Origin of the sequence: Flavobacterium anhuiense, from assembly GCF_001705175.1 — a bacterium.
In the GTDB taxonomy this organism is placed as follows: domain Bacteria; phylum Bacteroidota; class Bacteroidia; order Flavobacteriales; family Flavobacteriaceae; genus Flavobacterium; species Flavobacterium anhuiense.
This window is the reverse complement of sequence record NZ_CP016907.1, coordinates 4207564-4223619: the sequence shown is the minus strand read 5'-3', so window position 1 is coordinate 4223619 and position 16056 is coordinate 4207564. Positions and strand designations below refer to the sequence as shown.

Sequence of the window (16056 nt, the reverse complement as noted above, 5' to 3'; positions counted from 1 at the left end):
AGACAGCATTTTATTTATTCAAAATTGCGGTCCATTCTTTTTCTTCTCCTTTTGTTCGCGCTTCAAATGCTTTTGCTTCACTTTTATTGGTAAAGGCAGCAATATTTCCGTTCATCGGACTTTTAATCGTTCCTCCTGAAACAAAAAAGGCACTTTCAGCTGGAATCAGTTCATTATTTTTAGTGTAGTCGTGTACATAATATTTCTTGATTTTAGTATCACTATGATCTTTACAATAATGTGCCATGCAGGCAATATCATCAAACTTGTATATCCTTCCTTTTTCAGTAATGATTTCAGCTCCATGTCTGCCATCGCTAATTCCCATCATACAGAAATCACAATTGTCAGCATTTAGTTTTATCAGAACAGGTTTATCATTGGAACATGAATAAAGAAAAGCAGGAACCAACAATATGCCCAAGAGCCGACCAGATGGTTTGGCAAATTTTTCTTTTGCGATAGCAGCAAAAAGCAAAACTCCAACTGCAATCAGCATCCATCCACCAATATCAGGAATTGAATAGGCACCAAAATTTAATAATTGTTTGTATCCAAGCATTGGCGGCTGATAAGCCATTCCAGGAACTCTAATAGCAGCATTCGGATCTAAATTATGTCCATATTCATAATTCCATCTGTAGAAATCGCAAGCAGATAATATTCCAAAAATCACAAAAGAAAAGAAGAAAATAAAGAGCCCTTTTCTATTTGATTTCCATGTACAAACAATCGAAACAATACCTAAAACTACTAGGATAAAAGGCAAAACTTTAAATTCAATAAAATCTTCTGTATGCAGAGTTTTCATTCCGATGTAATGGTTCAATCCGTTAATTATATCTACATCACCTGCAATCTTTGAAGCGTGGAGTTTTAACACCAGCCCTTCGGGATATTGAGGAGCCGTAAGTTCAATTTTCCAAATAGGAAAAAATATCGCCCCAATTAATAAAAGCCCTGATAAAAACAGCATGACTCTAGAAAAAGCGGATAGTTTTTTATTTCTCATAATAATTCAAAATAAAAGGGAACAAAGAATACTTTGTTCCCTTGTGGTTACTGACTATTCTTTTGGTAAATTGGTACCTACACTATAAGTAATTGGTACATTGCTTCCTGCTGGCGAAACTCGCACATACCCTTGCATTTCCTGATGCAGTGCACTACAGAAATCTGTACAATAGAATGGGAAGATTCCTTTTTTCTCAGGCACCCATTTTAATGTTAATGTTTCTCCTGGCATAATTAGCAATTCTGCATTATTTGCTCCTTTAATAGCAAATCCGTGAGGAACATCCCAATCCTGCTCAAGGTTGGTAACATGGAAGTAAACTTCATCTCCCACACGAATTCCTTCAATATTATCTGGTGAAAAGTGAGAACGTATAGAAGTCATATAAATGTGAACTTTGTTGCCTTCTCTAATCACTTTAGATTCCTTTTCACCTTTAGTAGCAAAAGGATGTTTGTTGGCTGCAATATCATAATATTTCAATTGACCGTTATTTCTAACTTTATCTGCTGGAATACCTTGCGCATAGTGAGGTTCTCCAATAGTTGGGAAATCCAAAAGTAATTTCATTTTATCGCCGCTAATATCAAATAATTGAGCACTTTGTGCTAATTCTGGACCAGTTGGCAGATAACGATCTTTGGTAATTTTATTGTAAACCACCATGTATTTTCCAAATGGTTTTTCTGTATTTCCACCAGGAACCATCAAGTGTCCAGGAGAATAATAAGTTGCTTTTCTGTCTAAAACTTTTAAGTCTTTGATATTCCATTTTACCACTTCAGACGAAACGAACATTGTAGTATAAGCATTTCCTTTTCCATCAAATTCTGTATGAAGAGGTCCTAAACCAGGTTTTTGAACTTCACCATAAAGTGCGGCTTCATATTTTACAACTGGAATTCCTGCGTAAGCACCATCAAATTGTTTTTTTGCAATTGCATCTTTTAATTTTGTGAAACTAAATACTGGAATCAAAGCCGCCAATTTTCCACTTCCAATAATATATTCTCCTGTTGGATCAATATCACAGCCATGAGGCGATTTCGGACAAGGAATCATATAACAGATATCTTTAAGCTCTGCAGCATCTAGAGTTAAAACCTCATTCATGATTACAGATTTTGCACTTTGAGTTTTTTCATCCCAAGTATTGTGGGCATATTTTGCAGGAACTCGTTTTCCTTTTCCAGCTTTAATATATTCCTCTGCTTTTTTCCAGTTTACAGCCATGATAAAATCTTTATCATTTTTAGAAGCATTAACTTCCAACAAAGTATTAGCTTGTTCTGTGTTATAACATGAGAAGAAAAACCATCCGTGCGATTCTTTTTTACCTGGGTGGCTAAGATCAAAATTCACACCCGGAGCAACGATTTGGAAAGAAAGACCCAATTGACCTTCTTTACCAATTTTCACGAAACTAAGATATCCTTTAAAGTTTTTCTTGTACGTATTAATCGGCACATCTCCATTATCATTATCTGATGGAACACTGAAACGGCTTGCTCCTACTACATATTCTGTATTTTCAGTAATAAATGGTGAGGAGTGATTACCTGCGCAATTTGGAAGCTCAATAATTTCAGCAGTTCTAAATGTTTTTAAGTCAATACGGGCAATACGTGGCGTATTATTCGCATTAGCAAAAATCCATCTGCCGTCAACTTCTCCATTTGTTTGTGACAAATCCAAGTGATGCTGATCGTCCCATGGCACATAACCATGAGAAGTATTTAGCATTGGTTTTGTCTCTTCGCTGTAACCGTAACCACTTTGTGGATCTTCAGAAAACACGGGCATTACTTTTAGCAATCTTCCGCTAGGAAGTCCATAAACACTGACCTGACCGCTAAAACCGCCCGATACAAAGTTGTAGAATTCATCATACTTTCCAGGTGCCACATACACTTTTTGGGCTGCATCGCCTTCAACAGCATCTGTAGAGTCTTTTGGTTTGCATGAAACAAAAAAAGCACACCCTAACGTAACAACGAAAATCGATTTTAAAAATTTATTTTTCATAAGGCTATTATTTAGATTTTGATTCCTTTCAATTATTTAACCCCATCATTCTGGCGCATATATTCCAAAATAGATCTTGCTTCATCTTCTGTTAATCCTTGATTAGGCATACGAATCATGCAAAGCTCCAATTGCGCCTGCAATTCTGGGTCTTTGTCGATCATTGGGTCTGGATTGGTAATAAAATTCATAATCCATTGAGGTGTTCTTCTTCCTGTTACCCCTTTCCATCCTGGACCTACTAATTTTTCATCTGTAGGTTTATGACAAGAGGTACATTTAACTTCGGCAGTCTTAAGTCCTTTTTCAGCCAATGCTTTATCCAAAGAAGCTCCTAATTCAACGGTTTCATATTTCCCAATACCCCTTTTAGGATCATAGGATTCTGCGTCAGCTGTTTTCTCTGCTGGAGCTGGAGTAGAAAAATCCTGATCGGTGTTTGACTTTTCTTTGCCGCAAGATGTGAGTAAGACAAAACCAAACATGGTTAATAAAAATAATCTGTTCATTACTTTGTTTTTTACTTGTTAAACTTTTGATCAAAATTCTAAAACATGTTTTTCAAAAAGTATGATTACAATCATATCGTCAAAAAAAAGTTCATAATACCTTCGTATTCTCAAAAATCACAAGCAATGAAGCTTTGTATTTACATATTTTTATTTGCGGTAATATTCAGACCTGCATTTCCATTTTTGGATTATGTGGTCAACTACCATTACATTGCAACTGAATTATGCGAAAACAAAAATGCTCCGGAATTGCATTGTAATGGAAAATGTCATTTGAAAAAAGAATTAGCAAAAAGCTATAAAAATGATACGCCAGCTTCTAACGAAAAGAAAAGTGAAACAGCAGAAACCGTAGTTTTGTTTATTGTCAAAATCCCAGTATTCTCCTTTGAAAAAAATAGTGCTTCTACTTTTATAGTAAATGCATTTTACAACAACTTATATTCTCATTTAGAGGCCGTCAATATCTTCCGTCCTCCAATTTTCATTTGATTTTTATTTCATTCTTCCTTCTTTCGAATTCATTCGACAGACCTTTTATTATCATTATTTAAATTAAAATCTCATGAAAATTTTAAAATATACAGTGCTTTTACTTCTAGCAATTATCTCATTCTCTTGCTCTTCTGATGACGATTCTTCTTCAATTCCAATTGATGAAACAAGCGGACTTCATAAAATACAGGAAATGACCAATGATACTCATGTAATCGAATTATTCTCATCAACAGGTTCTTTGGTGCAGGGTTACAATCGTATTTCACTTCGAATAAAAGACAAGAAAACCAACAATTATATTACAGATGCCAAAATAGAATGGATACCGTTAATGCACATGGCCATGATGCAGCATTCTTGTCCAAGATCTCAGGTAGAAAAAAAAGATAAAAAAACAGTATACGAAGGAGATATCATCTTTCAGATGGCACAAAACGAAACAGAATACTGGGAATTAACAATAGCTTACGAAATCAATAATGTAAGTTATACCGCAACCGATAGAATAAGCGTACCAGCATCGACAAAACGCACGGTTAGCTCATTTATGGGAAGTGATGGAAACAATTATGTAATTGCCTATATCGCACCATTTTCTCCAAAAGTGGCGCTAAACGACATGGCAGTAGGAATTTACAAAATGAAAGATATGATGACTTTTGAAGCTGTAAATAATTTCAAAATCAAAATCGATCCAAGAATGCCGAGCATGGGTAATCATGGTTCACCAAACAATACAGATTTGCTTCAATCTGAAACTAATGGTTTTTATAAAGGAAAACTTTCTCTTACCATGACAGGATATTGGAAAATAAACCTTCAAGTTTTAAATGCTGATAACGAAGTTTTGAAAGGAGAACCTGTTACAGCAGACAATCCATCAAGCAGTCTTTATTTTGAGATTGAATTTTAAATCTAAAAAACAACAAGAAAGAGGCATAACACAATTTGTCTCTTTCTATTAAAGTATAAAATGATGAAAAATCTAGCAGCAACCTTCTTGGCTATATTTTCAACAATATGCTGGGCGCAGGAAAAACCAAATGATAGTCTTGAAACCGTAAAACTTAATGAAATAATTGTCATTGGAAGTAAACCTTCTTTACACTTAAAACAATCAAGATCACTGACATCTATAGAAGAATATCTCTCAAAATCATCAAAAGTAAATATGATTAAAAGAGGTGCTTATGCATGGGAACCCATTATAAACAACATGGCTACAGAGCGCACCGTGATTACTATTGACGGAATGCGCATATTTGGTGCGTGTACCGATAAAATGGATCCGATTACGTCTTATGTTGAGGTTTCAAATTTAACTGAAGCCAGCGTAGCATCTGGACAACAAGCTAGTTGTCACGGAGCAGGAATTGGCGGATCTGTCGATTTAAAACGAAATCAGTTTAGTGATAAAAATGCGGGGTGGAACGGCAGTTTAAATTCAGGTTTTGAAAGTAATAATCTGCAAAAAATTATTGGTGCTTCTTTAGGATATAATGATACTCGATTTTATACCCATATTGATTTTATGCATCGTGATGCCGATAATTATAAAGCAGGTGGAAACAAAGAAGTGAGTTTTTCTCAATTTACCAAATACAATATTTCTGCTATTGGAGGTTATTTTATAAACAAACAAAATCTTTTAGAAGCTTCTGCAATTTATGATAAAGCAACAAATGTGGGCTACCCTGCCCTTCCTATGGATGTTTCTTTAGCCGAAGCTAAAATTGTATCTCTATGTTATAAATATATGCCAAAATCTAACCTTATAACAAACTGGGAAACAAAAGGATATTTCAATTCTATAACCCACAAAATGGACGATACCAAAAGACCAAGCGTACCGATACACATGGATATGCCGGGATGGTCTGATACTTATGGTTATTATTCGAGAATTAAAGGAAAAATTAAAAAACATAATTTTCTAGCTGACTTGAATGGTTTTTACAATAAGTCAATTGCCGAGATGACGATGTATCCATCAGATCCAAATGAAAATTTGATGTTTATGTATACTTGGCCAGATGTCAGAACTTTGTACAACGGATCATCCTTAGAAGATAACATCAAAATTTCTGAAAAAGAGCATTTGAGAATTAGTACTAATCTCGGGTTCCAAAATAATACCGTAGCAAATGATTTCGGACTAGCGAGTCTCCGCATTTTTTATCCTGATATGGATGCTTCAAAAAACCGTTTCCTAAAAAGTTTTGCAACTAATTATACCAAAAATATCGATCAATTTGAATTTGGATTTGGTTTGGCTTACGCCGAAAGAGCGCCATCTGTATCTGAAGGCTACGGATTCTACTTGTATAACAGCAGTGACTTTTATGATTATATAGGAAATCCAAATCTAAAAAATGAAAATGCCCTCGAAGGAAACTTTTCGGTTGGATATAAAACATCTCAAATCACAGCAAAAATTACAGGTTCTTATTTCTGCTTCTCAAATTATATAATAGGTAAAATTGATCCTAATACGCTCCCTATGACTATTGGCGCTTCTGGAGTAAAAAGATATGAGGCTATAGACAATGCCAAAATTTTCAATACCGATTTTAATCTGACTTATGATTTTCTGGAAAATTGGCAATTCAAATCTCAGCTTACTTATAGTTCGGGAAAAGATAATGAAGGAAATAATCTCCCATTTATAAGTCCGATTAAATACAGCGCAGGAATCGATTTTAAAAAAGAAAAAATTAATGCAGGAATTAACGCTTTAGGAAATCTGGCACAAAATGAATTTGCAAAAACTTATGGGCAAACCAAAACTTCAGATTATCTGATTTTTGGAATTAATGCAGGATATGCTTTTCATTGGAATCAAAACATCTTAAAACTGCAAACAGGAATTGAGAATATTTTTGATAAGTATTACACGACTTATGCCGATTGGAACAAGATTCCAAGAATGGGCCGAAATATATTTGTTAATCTCACTCTCAATTTAAATTAAGATTCGATTATCAAGGTTAACATATACAAACAAATATAAAACAGTATGATTAGAATCATGTTTTGAAAAAAATGATGATAATATATTTACCCTATTAAAATTATGTATTTAAATATATTTTAAAAACAGGTTTAAAAGATAAATAGCATCAGCTTTCATATAGCTACATAGCAGAAAATTCAAAAATTAACATGAACAAGGACTTTTTAGTACAGGAAATAATCCGATTGAAAAAAGAAAAAAATGCTATTATTCTGGCTCATTATTATCAAGATGAGGAAATTCAGAATATAGCAGATTTTATTGGAGACAGTCTTGAACTGGCAAAAAAAGCTCAAAATACAAATGCTGATATTATAGTTTTTGCTGGAGTTCATTTTATGGCAGAAACCGCAAAAATTTTAAACCCAAACAAAAAAGTAGTATTACCCGATTGGAACGCTGGCTGCTCCTTGGCTGATGGTTGTCCGCCAGAAGATTTTAAATTGTTTAAAGATCAGTATCCAGACCATATTGTGGTTACTTACATTAACTGCTCTGCCCAAATAAAAGCCATGAGCGATTTGGTCTGCACGTCGGCAAATGCCAAAAAATAATTGAGTCGATACCGGTAGAACAAAAAATCATATTTGCTCCAGATGAAAATTTGGGCAAATACCTACAGAAAGAAACCAAACGCGAACTGGTCTTATGGAAAGGCTCTTGTGTTGTGCATGAAGCCTTTTCATTAGACAAACTAATTGAAATATATAACAGAAATCCAACTGCAAAAATTGCAGCACACCCTGAATCTGAAGAGCATATTTTAAAAGCAGCACATTACATCGGCTCAACTTCGGGAATTATTAATTTCATTAAAACGGATCCTACTACCGTTTTCATTGTGGCCACAGAAGCCGGTATCCTGCATGAGCTTACGAAAGCTGTACCTGATAAAACGCTGATTCCGGCTCCTACCACAGATGACAATAGCTGTGCCTGCAGTGAATGTGCTTTCATGAAAATGAATACACTCGAAAAATTGTATTTGTGCCTTAAAAATGAAAGGCCAGAAATGCTAATTAAAGATGAACTGAGAATACAAGCGCTAAAGCCTATTGAAAGGATGCTTGAACTATCATAAAAAAATGCAACAACTCTAAATCAAAATAACATGCTTAAAACAGATATACTTATCGTAGGTTCTGGTATTTCGGGATTATTTTTTGCAACGAAAATCGCAAAAAAACGGCCAGATTTATCAATTGTTATAATGACGAAAGAAACAGCTAAAAACACCAATACAAGACTGGCACAAGGCGGTATTGCAGTGGTGACTGATCTCATAAAAGATAGTTTTAACAAACATATACATGATACGCTTCGGTCAGGTGGAGGGCTGTGCGATAAAGAAGTGGTTAATATGGTTATTAAACAAGCTCCAGAAAGACTTCAGGAATTAATTGAAATTGGGGCATGTTTTGATAAAAATGAAAAAGGCCAATGGGATTTAGGTTTAGAAGGCGGACATTCACAACATAGAATATTACACCATAAAGATAGCTCCGGACAAGAAATCGAGCAGAAACTGCTCAAAATGATCAAGAAAATGCCCAATATTGAACTCTTAGAAAATCATATGGTCATTGACTTAAATACCGAAACAAAAAAAGCTAAAACTACTTGTACCGGAGCTTTTTTCTTTGAAAAAAAACACAACCGAATTAAATACATTAGAGCCAGAACAATCGTTTTAAGTGCGGGCGGATGCGGACAGCTTTTTGAAAATACAACAAATCCGAAAATAGCAACAGGAGACGGATTGGCAATCGCAGCACGTGCAGGAGCAGAAATTGTCGATATGCAGTATATTCAGTTTCATCCAACAGCTTTATTTACAGGAAAAGAGAATCCGTTATTCTTAATTTCTGAGGCCGTTAGAGGTTTTGGTGCTCATATAGTAAACGACGAAGGAAAAAGATTCTTGTTTAAATATGACATTAAAGGCGAATTGTCTACACGCGATATGGTCTCAAATGCCATAAGCAAAGAACTTCAATTGAGTGGCAAAAATCATGTTTATTTAGACTGCAGGCATTTAGATCCGAAAGCTTTTGCAAATCAATTTCCTGTCATCACAGCACATTGCAATGAACTAGGAATCTATCCTGAAAAAGATTTAATCCCAGTTGTTCCTGCTGCACATTATCAATGTGGCGGTATTAAAGTCGATCAAAACGGAGTTACATCAATTAAAAATCTTTACGCTATTGGGGAATGTGCGAGAACAGGACTTCATGGTAAAAATCGTCTGGCATCCAACTCACTCCTCGAAGCTATAGTATATGCACACCAAGCTTCGGAAAATGTTGATAAAACTATAGCTGAATTTATTTATTCATCCAAAATATTGATTCCAAAGTTTCCAAAAGCACATAATGTAGATGATTATCTTGCTTTTGAAATACTTAAAAAAGAATTGCAAAAATGGGTCACTTCGTTTTACACGAGTGAAGAACGCGATGCCGATTTTGCTTTTGCAAAAATAAAAGAGCTTCATAATTATGCTGTTTCGCTTACAAAATCATACGAAATCACGATTCCGTTTATCGAATTTTCAAATATGATAGCTGCTTCACTATTGATTATTAAACAATGCAAAGCCACTACAGACAAACAAATGTGCTGAAACCAAAATAAATCTATATACCCCAACCATTATGAAACTGACCAGTAAAACCACAGTTGGCGAAATCGTAGCAGATGATTTCAAAACAGCAGCCATTTTTACAAAATTCCATATTGATTTTTGCTGCAAAGGGCATCGAACTATCGAAGAAGTCTGCAGAAAAAGAGATATTGAAGAAAGTGTTCTTATTGACCATATTGAAAAAGCAAGAAACAGTTCTGCCAATCAGTCTTTTGATTATAAAAATTGGCCTGCAGACATGATTGCAGATTATATTACCAAAACTCACCATAGATATGTTGCAGAAAAAGCTCCTGTTATTCTAGAATATTTAGATAAATTATGCGGTGTTCACGGTGCGATTCATCCTGAGCTTCATGAAATCCATACTATTTTTTCAAAATCGTTTTTGGACTTAACGGCTCATATGAAAAGAGAAGAGTTGGTTGTTTTTCCTTTTATTAAAAAAATGAAAGCCGCACACAGTAAAGGTACAGAACTGGAAACACCGCCTTTTTTATCTATTGAAACTCCAATTGTAACCTTAAAAGACGATCATATTACAGAAGGGCAACGCTTTAGAAGAATTGCTGCCTTAACTAATAATTATACACCACCCGTGGATTCATGCAGCACCTATAAAGTGGCTTTTCTCATGCTAGAAGAATTTGACAAGGATTTGAAAAAACATATGCATTTGGAAAACAATATTCTGTTTCCAAAAGCAATTGAACTTGAAAAAACATTTGAAAAAGTGTCTTAAATAAAATCAGAACCATGGAAAAATATGTAATCAAACGCAACGGAGATTATAAGCCATTTGAAGCTTATAAAATTCAGGATGCCATTCAAAAAGCCTTTCAGAGCGTGAATCAGCCTGTAGACAAAAGAATTTTCAAAACGGTTCTTTCTGGTCTAGAAGCAAAGTATTCATGGCCTGTTGAAGAAATTCAGGACATTATTGAAAGAGTACTTTTTGAAAACGGCTATTTCCAGACCATGCGTTCGTTTATTATTTATCGTCATACGAGAAAATTACAGCGAGAACATATTAATGGTTTAAACGATGACACTACTTACATAGACAGTACGCAAACTGTTGAAGAATACATCAACCAGTCAGATTGGCGAATTAATGCTAATGCGAATATTTCGTATTCAAACGCGGGACTAGTCAGTAATACCGCCGGAAAAGTAATCGCCAATTACTGGTTAGATAAAATATATAATAAAGAAGAAGGTTCTGCTCATAGGAATGGCGACATACACATCCATGATTTGGATTGTCTTACCGGATACTGCGCTGGTTGGAGCTTACGTGTGCTGTTAAATGAAGGTTTTAACGGCGTTCGTGGCCGTGTCGAGAGCAGACCTCCTTCTCATTTTAGAGAAGCTTTAGGACAAATGGCCAATTTCTTGGGCATACTGCAAAGCGAATGGGCAGGCGCTCAAGCTTTCAGCTCTTTTGATACGTATTTAGCGCCATATGTTTTTAAAGATCAGCTTTCTTATGAAGAAGTGCTAAAAGGAATTAGAAGTTTTGTTTACAATCTAAATGTGCCAGCACGTTGGGGACAGTCGCCTTTTACAAACATCACTTTAGATTGGAATGTTCCTGAAGATTTAAAAGAACAGATTCCGACAATAAATGACGAACATTTATTTTTGAATGTTACTAATGAAAAGCTAATTGAAGAAGCTAAAAAAAGAGGCGTTTCTAAATTGATAGATTTAAAATATGCTAATTTTCAAAATGAAATGAATCTCATTAATAAAGCATATTACACCATTATCACTGAAGGCGATGCAAATGGCCAGCCGTTTACATTCCCTATTCCGACAGTAAATATTACCGAAGATTTTGATTGGAACGGAGAAAATGTTGATTTGCTTTTTGAAAACACAGCTAAAATTGGTTCATCTTATTTCCAGAATTTTATTGGAAGCCAATATCTTTTGGATGAAAATGGTAAGCGCATAGAAAATCCAGACGCTTATAAACCAAATGCTGTTCGCAGTATGTGCTGCCGTCTACAGCTCGATTTAAGAGAATTGCTAAAACGCGGAAATGGTCTTTTTGGAAGTGCCGAAATGACGGGAAGCATTGGTGTAGTAACCATCAATATGGCACGTCTAGGTTATCTGCACAAAGGAAACATCATTACTTTGTTTGAACATTTGGATGAATTGCTTCAAATAGCAAAATCGACTTTAGAGAAAAAAAGAATGTTTATTCAGCAGATGTACGACCGCGGACTTTATCCGTACACACAGCGCTATTTGAAACATTTTAGAAATCACTTTTCTACAATTGGCGTAAACGGAATGAACGAAATGGTGCTAAATTTTTCTGAAGGGAAACATAATATAACAGAAACTTCAGGAATTCATTTTGCAACTGAAATTCTAGATCATATTCGACTGCGAATGAAAGAATTTCAAGAAGAAACAGGAAATCTTTACAATTTGGAAGCAACTCCGGCTGAAGGAACCACGTATCGTTTTGCAAAAGAAGATAAAAAACGTTTTCCAGAGATTCTTCAGGCAGGGCAAAATGAAAACATATACTATACAAATAGTTCCCAAATTCCTGTTGATCATACCGACGATCCTTTTGAAGCGCTATTGCTTCAAGATGAATTGCAATGCAAATATACTGGCGGTACAGTTTTGCATCTTTATATGAGAGAAAAAATAAGCAGTCCCGAAGCCTGTAAAAACTTCGTGAAAAAAGTTTTAACCAGCTTTAAACTGCCTTATATAACCGTAACACCAATTTTCAGCATCTGCCCTATTCATGGCTATCTAAACGGAGAACATGAATATTGCCCAAAATGCGACGAAATTTTACTCAATAAAAACAATCAAAAACACTTGGCTTATGAAAACAAAAACGCATAAAATTCTAGAAGAAAACAAATCACAAAGAAGCAAATGTTTGGTTTACACCCGTGTAATGGGATATCACAGGCCTGTAGAAAGTTTTAATATTGGAAAAAAAGGTGAACACCAACAGCGTACACATTTCGAAGAAACCATTATCTAATAAAGCAGTATTTAGCCTCACACCTTTTACTTTATTAGATTATCCGCATAAAACAGCCTGCATTGTGTGGTTTGCGGGCTGTAACATGCGGTGTTTATACTGCTACAATCCTGATATTGTTTTGGGAAAAGGAAAAATAAATTTTAATGAAGTTCTAACTTTCCTCAAAACGCGAAAAGGATTGCTAGATGGAGTGGTTTTAAGCGGTGGCGAATGTACTTTACACAAAAAAATAATTGATTTTATAAAAGAAGTCAAGGCAATGGGTTTTGCGGTTAAAATTGATACCAACGGTTCCAACCCAAAAATATTGAATAGCCTGATTCGTGATCAATTAATTGATTATGTCGCGTTAGATTATAAAAGTCTTCCTCATACCTTTAAAAAACTAACGCAATCAGGCTTATTTTCTGAATTTCAAGAAACTCTTTCTCTTTTGATTCAATCTAATATTCCGTTTGAAGTTCGTACTACTTTTCATTCTTCTTTAATTACAGAAAGTGATTTTATTCAAATGATCAAATATCTTGAAAGTCAAAATTTTGAAGGCAATTATTATGTGCAACACTTTATGAATAATGTGCCAACACTTTCAAATCTAGATAATTCTACTAAAGAGATACAACTTAAAGACTTCTCTACTCCCAAAATAAAAGTTATTATTAGAGAGTAATACATACAAGTCTTAATCTGTAGAATAGCAAAAAAATAGCAATCATTATTTCATCTATTACTTTAATAAAGCTTAAATGTTAACTATTGGACTTCATTTGAAGGATTTGAAGTTTCAAGCCATAAAATAACAATTGAAATTTAGTACATTTGATTTGATCGGATTAAGACATCATTCCGACAAGTATTGGTCCAAAAGCAGTCAATAATATATTGGCTAATGCATACGGAATCGTATAGCCTAAAACTGGAAACTTGCTTCCTGATGCATCTTGAACCGCTTTTAATCCTATTGTTGAGGTGCCTGCGCCTGTTTGCGCGCCAAGCAAAATTATAGGGTTTATTTTTAATATATACCTTCCAAAATACAGTCCGATGATATGAGGAATTAAGGCAACAGCAACACCAGCAAGCAAAATACCAAAACCAGTTTCTTTAAGACCCGAAATAAAACTTGGACCAGCAGCGAGGCCAACAAGTCCGATAAACGTTGCGAGACCAACGTTGTCAAAAATCCACAAGGCGGGCTCTGGAATTCTGCCAAAAACTGGCGTTCTTGAATGTAGCCAACCAAAAATAAGTCCCATTACCAATGCACCACCGCTTGTCGTTAAAGTTACTGAAACTCCAAATAATGTTACCGAAAGCAAACCTAAAAGTCCACCAAGGACAATACCCAAACCAACAAAAATGATATCTGTCTCTGGACTTAAACGATCCAGATAGCCTATTTCTTTCGCTGCTTCTTCCAGTTTTGCAGGTCTGCCAGAAAGATTCAAAATATCACCTCTATTTAAAACCGTCTTTGATTCAAGTGGAATTTCATGATTTTCTCTCGTTATTTTGTTTAGCATTAGCCCATGATAAAAACTGCTTTTTCGAAGAGACTTTACTGTCATTCCTTCAATTGCTTTATTGGTGATGGTAACATCTAAATGTGCTAAGGGGAAATTCAACAACTCTTCATCCAAAACTTCTGGCCCAATAGAAAAGAGGCTGTCTAAAATGATTCCGTGTTGTGCCATTATAACCATCACATCATCTTTATGAATTATGGTATCGGGTTTGGGATCTAGCAATTGATTTCTATGACGTACCCTCTGAATAACAATATTCTTGTTGGATATTAATCTTTCAAACTCGCTTATACTGATTCCAATCCATTTCTCATTGGTTATTCTATAGGCACGGATAATCCATCTCTGATAGGCGCTTTTCATTCCTGGACCGTATTCCTGTTCAGTTTCTCCTGAGATGATTTCAGCCAGTTGTTCGCTTTCTTTAACTAAATCAATACCAAGTAATTTTGGAGCAATTGCGGTCAGAAAAAAGACAAAAGATGTTGCTCCCACCAAATAAGTTACAGAATAGGCTACCGGAATATTGTTAATTAATCTAGTTTTTTCTGCATCATCAAGATTTAAATGGCTTATAGCATCTGAAGCAGTACCAATTACAGTTGATTCAGAAAACGCTCCTGCTAATAATCCTGCTGCTGTTCCTACATCATAACCTAAAAAAACAGAAACAGAATATGCCACTAACAAGCAAGCCAAACATATTACCAAAGTGAGCAACAATTGCGGAAATGCATTCTTTTTAAAACCTTGAAAAAATTGAGGCCCAACTTTATATCCCGTTGAAAACAGGAAAAAATCAAAGAAAATGGTTTTTACAATACCGGGAATTTCAATATCCAGCTGACCAATTAGAACACCAGCGAATAAGGTTCCTAATACTACACCTATTTTAAATGTCCCAATTTTAATACGCCCGATTAAGAATCCAAGAGCCAAGCATAAAAAAAGTGCCAGTTCAGGATGTTCTCTAAGTATAGCTGTTACCATATTGCATTTTTTTTAGATAAATTTAATCAAAAAAAGAATAAATATTACATTAAACAACTTATAAACAGTTAATTACAATCCAATCATATTAGATATAACTCCCCAAACCATTAAATTTTTAAATAAAAAATAAAATAAAATTTGCATATATGACCAATCGGTCATATATTTGTATAGTTAAATACAATTACCATGACAAAAGGTGAAGAAACCAGACAATTTATTATAGAGAAAGCTGCTCCTATTTTTAACACAAAAGGAATTGCGGCTACTTCTATGAGCGATATTATGGAGGCAACCAAATTGTCTAAAGGGAGCATGTATGTTCATTTTGAAAACAAAGATGTTTTGGCCTGCGCTGCTGTAGATCATAACATGAAAATATTAAGCTCCAAACTAGAAGCCGCACTTAGGGACGGAAGAAGTGCTAAAGAGCAACTTTTTGCTTACATTGATTTTTTTAGTAATCCGATAAATCCACCAGTAATTGGCGGATGTCCTTTACTAAACTTTGGAACAGAAGCCGATGATACGAATCCGATTGTAAAAGAAAAAGTAAATAATGCCATTAAACGTGGCCAGCAGCTTCTAACTGCGATTATAGAAAAAGGAATAGCAGACAAAGAATTTATTCCTGACTGGAATGCTTCAGAATTTGCCACTGCCCTTTTTGCTATGCTTGAAGGAGGGCATTTGATGTCAAGAATGTCTGGCAACAATAACAATATGAATGCGATAGAAAAAACGCTTAAAAAAATTATATCTGAAAAATTGATATAATTTTTTTTACTATAAAAATGAC

Annotated in this window: 13 protein-coding genes and 1 pseudogene; 10 read left to right on the top strand and 4 right to left on the bottom strand. The window is 34.8% G+C overall.

The window, feature by feature from the left end; all coding sequences use genetic code 11:
- Positions 1-10: 10 nt before the first annotated feature.
- The 3 genes from BB050_RS17695 to BB050_RS17685 are packed head-to-tail and all read right to left on the bottom strand — an operon-like array spanning position 11 to position 3549.
- Complete coding sequence (locus BB050_RS17695; RefSeq protein WP_236940359.1) at positions 11-1012, bottom strand: nitrous oxide reductase accessory protein NosL; 1002 nt, start codon at positions 1010-1012, stop codon at positions 11-13.
- A gap of 54 nt (positions 1013-1066) precedes the next feature.
- Positions 1067-3040: a Sec-dependent nitrous-oxide reductase gene (gene nosZ, locus BB050_RS17690; protein ID WP_066034519.1), complete on the bottom strand. Its 1974-nt coding sequence runs from the start codon at positions 3038-3040 to the stop codon at positions 1067-1069.
- Between the two features lie 32 nt (positions 3041-3072).
- The gene (locus tag BB050_RS17685) at positions 3073-3549 is read right to left on the bottom strand and encodes a c-type cytochrome (RefSeq protein ID WP_066034518.1); all 477 of its coding nucleotides are present in this window, start codon (positions 3547-3549) and stop codon (positions 3073-3075) included.
- Positions 3550-3675: 126 nt separating this feature from the next.
- Between BB050_RS17685 and BB050_RS17680 the strand changes: the two genes are divergently transcribed.
- The 9 genes and pseudogenes from BB050_RS17680 (at position 3676) to BB050_RS17640 (ending at position 13408) form a co-directional block, all read left to right on the top strand.
- On the top strand, positions 3676-4044 hold the full coding sequence (locus BB050_RS17680; RefSeq protein WP_066035220.1) for a hypothetical protein: 369 nt from the start codon (positions 3676-3678) through the stop codon (positions 4042-4044).
- Positions 4045-4117: 73 nt separating this feature from the next.
- Entirely contained in the window at positions 4118-4963 is an 846-nt protein-coding gene (locus tag BB050_RS17675; RefSeq protein WP_066034517.1) for a FixH family protein, read from the top strand.
- 63 nt (positions 4964-5026) lie between these two features.
- Complete coding sequence (locus tag BB050_RS17670) at positions 5027-7021, top strand: TonB-dependent receptor (RefSeq protein WP_066034516.1); 1995 nt, start codon at positions 5027-5029, stop codon at positions 7019-7021.
- 191 nt (positions 7022-7212) lie between these two features.
- Positions 7213-8144 (top strand): annotated as a pseudogene (gene nadA / locus BB050_RS17665) (quinolinate synthase NadA).
- Between the two features lie 30 nt (positions 8145-8174).
- A complete protein-coding gene (nadB, locus tag BB050_RS17660) occupies positions 8175-9689 on the top strand; it encodes an L-aspartate oxidase (protein ID WP_066034515.1) in 1515 nt (504 codons plus the stop codon).
- 31 nt (positions 9690-9720) lie between these two features.
- Entirely contained in the window at positions 9721-10452 is a 732-nt protein-coding gene (ric, locus tag BB050_RS17655) for an iron-sulfur cluster repair di-iron protein (protein ID WP_066034514.1), read from the top strand.
- A gap of 14 nt (positions 10453-10466) precedes the next feature.
- Entirely contained in the window at positions 10467-12590 is a 2124-nt protein-coding gene (locus tag BB050_RS17650; protein WP_066034513.1) for a ribonucleoside triphosphate reductase, read from the top strand.
- Positions 12571-12735 carry an anaerobic ribonucleoside-triphosphate reductase gene (gene nrdD, locus BB050_RS22195; RefSeq protein WP_008469083.1) on the top strand — a complete coding sequence of 55 codons (165 nt, stop codon included), beginning with the start codon at positions 12571-12573 and terminating at the stop codon, positions 12733-12735. The genes BB050_RS17650 and nrdD overlap by 20 nt, the downstream gene beginning before the upstream one ends.
- Positions 12692-13408, top strand: a complete 717-nt coding sequence (locus BB050_RS17640; RefSeq protein ID WP_083219869.1) for an anaerobic ribonucleoside-triphosphate reductase activating protein — start codon at positions 12692-12694, stop codon at positions 13406-13408. Before nrdD ends, BB050_RS17640 begins: the two co-directional genes overlap by 44 nt.
- Positions 13409-13571: 163 nt before the next feature.
- Here BB050_RS17640 and aspT read toward each other — a convergent pair whose 3' ends face one another.
- Positions 13572-15254, bottom strand: a complete 1683-nt coding sequence (gene aspT, locus BB050_RS17635) for an aspartate-alanine antiporter (RefSeq protein ID WP_066034511.1) — start codon at positions 15252-15254, stop codon at positions 13572-13574.
- 192 nt (positions 15255-15446) lie between these two features.
- On the opposite strand from aspT, the gene BB050_RS17630 reads away from it, so the two are divergent.
- A complete protein-coding gene (locus BB050_RS17630; RefSeq protein WP_066034510.1) occupies positions 15447-16034 on the top strand; it encodes a TetR/AcrR family transcriptional regulator in 588 nt (195 codons plus the stop codon).
- Positions 16035-16056: the final 22 nt, after the last annotated feature.

Coding starts and splice junctions, on each gene's coding strand:
- BB050_RS17695 (WP_236940359.1), bottom strand. CDS start 1,012: ATGAGAAATAAAAAACTATCCGCTTTTTCTAGAGTCATGCTGTTTTTA.
- nosZ (WP_066034519.1), bottom strand. CDS start 3,040: ATGAAAAATAAATTTTTAAAATCGATTTTCGTTGTTACGTTAGGGTGT.
- BB050_RS17685 (WP_066034518.1), bottom strand. CDS start 3,549: ATGAACAGATTATTTTTATTAACCATGTTTGGTTTTGTCTTACTCACA.
- BB050_RS17680 (WP_066035220.1), top strand. CDS start 3,676: ATGAAGCTTTGTATTTACATATTTTTATTTGCGGTAATATTCAGACCT.
- BB050_RS17675 (WP_066034517.1), top strand. CDS start 4,118: ATGAAAATTTTAAAATATACAGTGCTTTTACTTCTAGCAATTATCTCA.
- BB050_RS17670 (WP_066034516.1), top strand. CDS start 5,027: ATGAAAAATCTAGCAGCAACCTTCTTGGCTATATTTTCAACAATATGC.
- nadB (WP_066034515.1), top strand. CDS start 8,175: ATGCTTAAAACAGATATACTTATCGTAGGTTCTGGTATTTCGGGATTA.
- ric (WP_066034514.1), top strand. CDS start 9,721: ATGAAACTGACCAGTAAAACCACAGTTGGCGAAATCGTAGCAGATGAT.
- BB050_RS17650 (WP_066034513.1), top strand. CDS start 10,467: ATGGAAAAATATGTAATCAAACGCAACGGAGATTATAAGCCATTTGAA.
- nrdD (WP_008469083.1), top strand. CDS start 12,571: ATGAAAACAAAAACGCATAAAATTCTAGAAGAAAACAAATCACAAAGA.
- aspT (WP_066034511.1), bottom strand. CDS start 15,254: ATGGTAACAGCTATACTTAGAGAACATCCTGAACTGGCACTTTTTTTA.
- BB050_RS17630 (WP_066034510.1), top strand. CDS start 15,447: ATGACAAAAGGTGAAGAAACCAGACAATTTATTATAGAGAAAGCTGCT.